The 7,345-nt window shown below is 49.0% G+C and carries 7 protein-coding genes; all 7 read left to right on the forward strand.

Annotated elements, in window-relative coordinates; all coding sequences use genetic code 11:
• Positions 1–510 (forward strand): helix-turn-helix domain-containing protein (locus B3D59_RS15725; protein ID WP_286821854.1); only part of this gene is annotated, 510 nt, incomplete at its 5' end.
• Positions 511–840: 330 nt separating this feature from the next.
• Complete coding sequence (locus B3D59_RS15730) at positions 841–2,643, forward strand: acyl-CoA dehydrogenase (RefSeq protein WP_286821856.1); 1,803 nt, start codon at positions 841–843, stop codon at positions 2,641–2,643.
• Between the two features lie 27 nt (positions 2,644–2,670).
• Positions 2,671–3,966, forward strand: a complete 1,296-nt coding sequence (locus tag B3D59_RS15735; protein WP_286821858.1) for a thiolase family protein — start codon at positions 2,671–2,673, stop codon at positions 3,964–3,966.
• 29 nt (positions 3,967–3,995) lie between these two features.
• The gene (locus tag B3D59_RS15740) at positions 3,996–4,838 is read left to right on the forward strand and encodes a 3-hydroxybutyryl-CoA dehydrogenase (protein WP_286821861.1); all 843 of its coding nucleotides are present in this window, start codon (positions 3,996–3,998) and stop codon (positions 4,836–4,838) included.
• A gap of 152 nt (positions 4,839–4,990) precedes the next feature.
• Complete coding sequence (locus B3D59_RS15745; RefSeq protein ID WP_286821866.1) at positions 4,991–5,980, forward strand: MBL fold metallo-hydrolase; 990 nt, start codon at positions 4,991–4,993, stop codon at positions 5,978–5,980.
• A gap of 170 nt (positions 5,981–6,150) precedes the next feature.
• Positions 6,151–7,053, forward strand: a complete 903-nt coding sequence (locus B3D59_RS15750) for a sulfite exporter TauE/SafE family protein (RefSeq protein WP_286821869.1) — start codon at positions 6,151–6,153, stop codon at positions 7,051–7,053.
• A 27-nt stretch (positions 7,054–7,080) separates the two neighbouring features.
• Positions 7,081–7,345: DUF6398 domain-containing protein (locus tag B3D59_RS15755; RefSeq protein WP_286821872.1), on the forward strand; the 265-nt coding region annotated here is incomplete at its 3' end.

Below are 7,345 nucleotides of genomic sequence, written 5' to 3' on the forward strand. Positions count from 1 at the left end.
ACCAACAAGAACCTCAAACGCCTGGTGGAAAAAGGCGTGATGCGGGAGGATTTTTTCTACCGGGTGCACATTATCCCCATCCGGCTGCCTGCCCTGCGAGACCGCAAGGAGGATATTCCATTGCTGGTGGACTACTTTTTATCCGCCTTTGGTGATGAGGGGCAGATTCTCCCCATGGGAGGCAAAATTATGGAGGCATTTCTTCTGCACGACTGGCCCGGAAATGTCCGGGAACTTCAGAACGTCCTTCACCGTTACATGACCCTGGGGAAAATTGATTTCATGGAGATTTCGTCTGATCCTGGGGCAGACGCCCAGGAACAAGTCGGTTTTGTCCGCGAATCCCATGATCTTTGCGGGTCTTTGAATGAGATTGTGGCGGAATTTGAAAAGGGGATTATCCTGAACGCCCTGGAGGAGAACCGCTGGCAAAAAGCCAGGACGGCGCTTGCACTGGGAATTCATAGAAAGACTCTGTTTACCAAGATGAAAAAACTTGGATTGGAATAGCCCCAAAACGTGGCTATATAGACACGTTTGTGTAATGTATTGAAATTTAAATAAAATTAGTTTCATTATACATCTATAGCCTTTATTTCCGTGGCGTTATCGCCACATATGTCCGCCTGTCTGCTCGTCTGCTAACTATTCAAAAATAGATAAATACCGTTTTAAATCAATTACTTGTAAAATAGCGTGGCGGGCTGGTGTAGTTTTTGCTCGCCATATCCAAGGCTTTTAGAACAGTCGTTCAGTTTTTTGAAGGACCCATGGGTGTGAAAAACTAGTACGCCTGTGACCGCCTGTAACCTTAAACGCTTTGATAGAGGAAAAAGTCTTATGGCACAATTGATTGCAGATCGACGGGATGTGGATTTCGTATTACACGAACAACTGGACGTGGACAAATTAAGCAAGGATGAACGCTTTGCCGAGTTCGGGAAAAAGACCGTTGATTTAATCGTAAGCGAAGCCAGAAATCTTGCAATTAAAGAGATCCTGCCCCTTCAAACGATAAGTGACGAAGGCTGCACGTTCAATGCCGGTGACGTAAAAGTACCCGATGCCTTTCACAGTGTATATGCCGCTTATAATGAAGGTGAGTGGCTGGGAATGACCGATGATCCCGAATGGGGCGGGCAGGGGATGCCACATACTGTTGCCATGGCAGCCAATGAATATTTTTACGGGGCTTGTAATTCCTTTATGCTTTACAATATGCTCACCCATGGGGCAGCCAAACTTGTGGAAAAGTTCGGCACGGATGATCAAAAGCGGATTTATCTTAAAAATATGCTGTCCGGGAAATGGTCCGGCACCATGCTTTTGACCGAACCGAACGCGGGCTCCGACCTTGCCGCGGTCGAGGCTACGGCCAAACCAAACGGGGACGGCACCTATTCTTTGTTCGGCAACAAGATTTTTATCTCCGCCGGAGAGCACGATATGGTGGAAAATATCATCCATCCGGTTCTGGCCAGGATCGAAGGCGCGCCCGAAGGCATTGCCGGTATTTCCCTGTTCCTGGCACCCAAATTCAGGGTGAACGCGGATGTCAGCCCGGGGGAATTCAACGATGTGGTGTGTACAGGCATTGAGCACAAAATGGGCCTGCACGGCAACGCCACATGTTCCTTGACCCTGGGGGGCAAATCAGGGTGCATGGGTACCCTTTTGGGGCAGGAAAATAAAGGCGTGGCCGCCATGTTCGAGATGATGAACGAAGCCCGCCAGATGGTGGGGCTCCAGGGTTTTGCCAACGCGTCGGCCTCATATATGTATGCCCTGAACTATGCCAGGGAACGGATTCAGTCCCGGGAACTCAAAGCCCCGGCCGCTTCAAAATCAGTGCCCATCATCCGTCATCCTGATGTGAAACGCCAGCTGATTACCATGAAGGCCTATGTGGAAGGGTTGCGCAGCCTTAATTACTTTTGCGCCATGTGTCATGACCTGGTTGCCGTATCCACGGATGCGGATCAGAAAACCCATTATGAATATTTGCTGGAGGTCCTGACGCCTATTGTCAAAGGATATGGTACGGACAAGTCCTTTGATGTATGCAACCAGGGCATTCAGATTTACGGCGGTTACGGTTTTATTGAGGAGTTCCCCGTGGCCCAGCTGCTCAGGGATTCCAGAATTTTCATGCTGTACGAGGGAACCAACGGCATCCAGTCCATTGATCTTTTAGGACGCAAACTCTCCATGAAAAAGGGGGCAGCTTTCAACGCCCTACTGGTGGAAATCAAGAAAACCATTGCCGATGCCAAAGCAGTGGAGGGTCTTGAGGATCTCACGGCCCGGCTGGAAGGTTTTTTCAGAACCTACACAGAGGTGGCTGGCGTACTGCAGGCCAAGTCCAGGTCGGATGAATTTTTGACTGCGTATGCCTTTTCATACCCCTTCATGGAGGTTACAGGGGACCTTGCCATGGCCTGGATGCTTTTGTGGCGGGCCACAACTGCCACAGCCAACAAGGGCAAAAAGAAAAAAGACAACATCTTCTACGACGGACAGATCAAGACTGCCCGGTTTTTTATCAACCAGATCCTTGCGGCCACCGCTGGAAAAATGGACGCGCTTAAAGCGTGTGACAATGCTGTGGTTGAGATGGATGAGGCTGCCTTTGGAAGCAAGTAGCAGGGTTTTACAACAAGGAGAGGTTCTATGAAAGATGTAGTGATTGTCAGCGGCGCCCGAACTGCCATCGGCAGTTTTGGCGGGGTGTTGAAAACTGTTTCATCAGTGGACTTGGGCGCCGTGGTTATCCGGGCCGCCCTGGAAAGGGCAGGGCTTCGGCCCGAGGTCAGTGATGAGATGATGGCCTTTGCACCGGACAAACTAAGAGATCGGGGCATGACCGAGCTGGAAAAAGGTTACGCAAACTGGAACACCGATGCCACGCCCATTGCTGTGGACGAGGTGATCATGGGCAATGTGCTGCAGGCAGGACAGGGTCAAAGTCCCGGCAGGCAGGCCATGATCCGGGCGGGTGTGCCCAAGGAGACCTATGGCTTTACGGTGAATAAAATCTGCGGGTCAGGGCTGAAGTCCATTGCCATTGGCGCTTCATCCATCATGAGCGGGCAGGCCGAAGTGGTGATTGCCGGCGGCCAGGAGAGTATGAGTAACTCGCCTATGGCCATGACGAGTGCCCGATGGGGATACCGCATGGAGGTATCCGGAAAAGGGGAGATCTATGACCTGATGGTGTATGACGGTCTCTTTGAAATTTTTAACGGATACCATATGGGCGTGACGGCTGAGAATATTGCCGAACTTTACAATATTTCCCGGCATGACCAGGACAAGCTCTCCTGCCTCAGCCACGCAAGGGCCCGGGCTGCCATTGCAAACGGCACGTTCAAAGAGGAGATCGTGCCGGTGTCCACCCGTACCCGCAAGGCCGAGGTGATTGTCGACACGGATGAGCGGCCCATGGAAACCTCCATGGAAAAGATGGCCAAGATGAAACCGGTGTTCAAAAAGGATGGATCTGTTACGGCGGGCAATGCATCGGGCATCAACGATGGTGGTGCCGCTGTGGTCATTATGAGCGCAGACAAGGCCAAAGAACTTGGGCTAACGCCCTATGTGAAGATCAAAGGGTTTGCCACAGGTGGTGTGGATCCTGCATATATGGGGCTGGGGCCGATTCCTGCGGTGCGCCGGGTATTGAAATCCACGGGCATGTCCATAAGTGACATGGAGATCATTGAGTTGAACGAAGCCTTTGCGGCGCAGGCGCTAGGGTGCATGATAGAACTGAACATTGATCCTGAGTTTGCCAATCAGCTGGGCAGCGGCATCTCCCTGGGCCACCCCATTGGTTGCACCGGGGCCCGGCAGATGGTTACCCTGATCCATGAAATGAAGCGCAAAGGATACGGCACAGGACTTGTGTCCATGTGTATTGGCGGGGGGATGGGGATGGCCATGATCGTAGAAAATATGACTAAATAACAAGTGATTTGATGAAAGGTCATAAGTATATGAAAAAAATATGTGTAATCGGTGCCGGCACCATGGGGGTCGGAATCGCCCAGGTCTTTGCCGTTAACGGCTATATGGTTGTGTTGCGGGATATTGAACAAGAATTTGTTAACAAGGGCATTTCGATCATCTCCAAAAATTTGAGCCGCCTGGCATCCAAGGGTAAATTGGAGGAGGTCATGATCCAGCCGATTCTCTCCCGGATTATCGGCACCACAGATCCTGAAAATGCCCAGGATTGCGATCTTGTGGTGGAAGCTGCCGTGGAAAATATGAAGATCAAGAAACAGATTTTCAGTGAACTCGACAATATCTGCAAACCTTCAACCATCCTGGCCACCAACACCTCTTCCCTTTCCATTGCCGAGGTGGCGACGGCCACAAAACGTCCGGATAGAGTTATCGGCATGCACTTTTTCAATCCGGCACCTGTCATGGCGCTAATAGAGATCATCAAAGGGGTTGCCACGTCTGACGAGACCTTTAACGCTGTAAAGGCATTGGCCCTGGATCTTGGCAAACAGCCGGTACAGGTAGATGAAGCACCTGGGTTTGTGGTCAACCGAATATTGATTCCCATGATCAACGAAGCGGCCGCCATCTATGCCGAAGGCGTTGCCAGTGCCGAAGATATTGATACGGCCATGAAACTGGGTGCCAATCATCCCATAGGCCCCCTTGCCCTGGGCGACCTGGTTGGATTGGACGTCTGTCTGGCGATCATGGATGTTCTTTATGAAGAGTTCAAAGATTCTAAGTACAGGGCTACTCCACTGCTGCGAAAGTATGTTCGTGCCGGCCGGCTCGGTCGCAAAAGCGGCAAAGGATTTTTTAATTATTAAAATCCTCTTAGGACCGCAGAAATAATAAATTGAGCCAAAGGGTAAGTCAGATTATTCAATTTATAAAATTTGCGGTCCTAAAATAATAGGCGTAAAATCAACTTTAAAATTTGATTTTACGCCTATTATTTATCAAACAGAGGAGGCTTCAAATGTCCAAAAGAATTTCTCCTGCATGGTGGCCGGTTCTAGGATTAGCCTCTCCGGTTCTTTTTCCCATGCTTTTCGTTAAGAATCGCCGCTATAAACGTAATGTTGAAGAATCGCGGAATTTAAATAAGGCGCGCATAGAAAACGCAAGTTGTCTGGAGCTGCCTGAGCTTGAGCAGTTTGAGTTGACCGTACTTCTGGAGCACAAAGCCGCCCCAGGTTTTTTCGGGGCACCAGGCGTCTCCTATGTAATCAAAACGAATAAGGGGTCTATACTTTTTGATCTGGGATTCGGCTCTGAAATGCCGGCTTTAGCCCACAATGCAGCAAAGCTCAATTTTAAACTTAACCAGGTTGACGCACTGGTAATATCCCACCTGCATCCGGATCATATGGGGGGATTTAAAGCGTTTCGCAATAATCAGATCGCCATACCCCTGGCATTTGGTAAAGGTAATGGAATGGCCTGTTTTGCACCAGCCGAGGTGGGAGCCGACGGATTTGAAACCAAAATTGTTCAAGGCCCCCGGATGCTGCCGGCGGGAATCGCCTCCACCGGTCCCCTGTCAAGGAGCCTTTTTTTTATGGGATTGACCGAAGAGCAGGCCATTGTGGCCCGGCTTAAGGATAAAGGGGTTGTTGTGATTACCGGATGCGGCCATCCAACCATTGAAACCATTATTCAGATGGCAAAACGCCTTTCAGATGATCCCATATATGCCATTGGCGGAGGGCTTCACTTTCCTGTTACTGACAGTCCCCTTCGCAAACCCGGCCTCAAGGTTCAGATGATCTGGGGGACGGGAAAACCGCCATGGGAGAAAATCACGGAACAGGATCTCGAACAAACCATTGAGAACCTGAACGCTGTTTGCCCCAAACATATATTTCTTTCTCCCCACGATACCTGTGATTATGCATTGCAAAGATTTAAGACTTCTCTGAATTGTCAGACTCATATACTTGAATCCGGCGTAACATATTCGTTTTAAAAAGGGGTAGAGACTACATCAGGAAGGGTTGAAAATCCCGGCATGCATAAAAATCAAACCGGCTGAAAGAGAAACTTGTCCCGGCCGAACTTTTTGTATAGACTACAACACAAATATTCAAACATGAAAGGCGAAAAACGGCTTGCGACCGTTATAAGGATGACTGACTGATGAAGATATGGCCCCTGCTGTTCAAGATGCCTAAACATCTTGGTTTTTGGATGCTGGCGGACACTGCATATGTTTTTTTTCTCTTCTTTTTTTTAAACGCACCTATTCCATTGAGCTTTTCCAAATTTATGTTTGTCCATTTTCTGGCCATCGGCGTGGGCTCTATGGTTATGTTCACCGGCGTAGGCGGGGGTATTCTCTGGATACCGGTTCTGACCTTTTTGGGAATCAGGCCTTCCGAGGCTGTTGCCATTTCAATATTTACCCAGATAGCCGGCAAAGGCACCGGCTCATTGACCTATCTTTTTAACGGCATGGTAGACGTAAAAGCAGCCACCGCATTTATTCCCATGGCACTGGCAGGTGTGACCCTGGGATTTTTATCCAGTTTTTACATGTCCAGGGGATACGAACAGCTTCTGCTGTATATTTTTGTGCTTATTGCCGTCTATCTCTTGATTCGAACCATCCAATCCTTGAGATATCGGATCTCTTTTATTGACACGTCCCCTGTTATCAACCCGCCGATTACCTATGCCAAAAGTTATCCGGTGGTCATCCTGTCTTCATTTTTCACAGGACTCTTAAGCATCGGCAACACGGACTGGCTGATTCCCCATATGACGCTTAAGCTCAAAATGCCGACCTCCCGGGCCGTGGCCACCAGTCTGCTCATCATGTTTGTCACCATCCTGTTTTACCTTTTTCTGGCTGGCATCAGTGTCTGGTTAGGGTATGCGTCCTGGCCGCATGGTACCTATCTGCTGTTTGCAACCTGCAGCGGGGTAATCGTGGGCGGGCAGATCGGCACCCGCCTGAGTCGCATCCCATGGTTTGAAAGATATCAGAAACATACGTTTATTGTGTTTCTGGGTGCCTCCATTATTCATCTTTTGTGTTGAAAACTAAGACTCGATTAAGGAAAATTCATGAAAAAAAAATCTAAAAAAGTGCCAAAAGAGATGCAGGATATTTTTTCTTCTATTACAAGACTCACAGACGAGTTTTCAAATAGGTTTCTCAATGAGGAGTATGCTGAATTCATACAATATGCCGTGGCTGAACTTTGCAGAAAAAGACCTTCACCACTGTTAAAGGGTAATTTGAATATTTGGGCTTGTGCAGTAACTCATGCAATCGGCAGGGTAAATTATTTAGATGACAGCACTCAAACGCCTCATGTAGAAACTGCAA

Source organism: Desulfobacter sp. UBA2225, assembly GCF_002348205.1.
Lineage (GTDB): Bacteria > Desulfobacterota > Desulfobacteria > Desulfobacterales > Desulfobacteraceae > Desulfobacter > Desulfobacter postgatei.

Bases quoted from the DNA above. Each gene is read 5' to 3' on its own strand.
- B3D59_RS15745 (WP_286821866.1), top strand. From the start codon at position 4,991: ATGTCCAAAAGAATTTCTCCTGCATGGTGGCCGGTTCTAGGATTAGCC.
- B3D59_RS15735 (WP_286821858.1), top strand. From the start codon at position 2,671: ATGAAAGATGTAGTGATTGTCAGCGGCGCCCGAACTGCCATCGGCAGT.
- B3D59_RS15750 (WP_286821869.1), top strand. From the start codon at position 6,151: ATGAAGATATGGCCCCTGCTGTTCAAGATGCCTAAACATCTTGGTTTT.
- B3D59_RS15740 (WP_286821861.1), top strand. From the start codon at position 3,996: ATGAAAAAAATATGTGTAATCGGTGCCGGCACCATGGGGGTCGGAATC.
- B3D59_RS15730 (WP_286821856.1), top strand. From the start codon at position 841: ATGGCACAATTGATTGCAGATCGACGGGATGTGGATTTCGTATTACAC.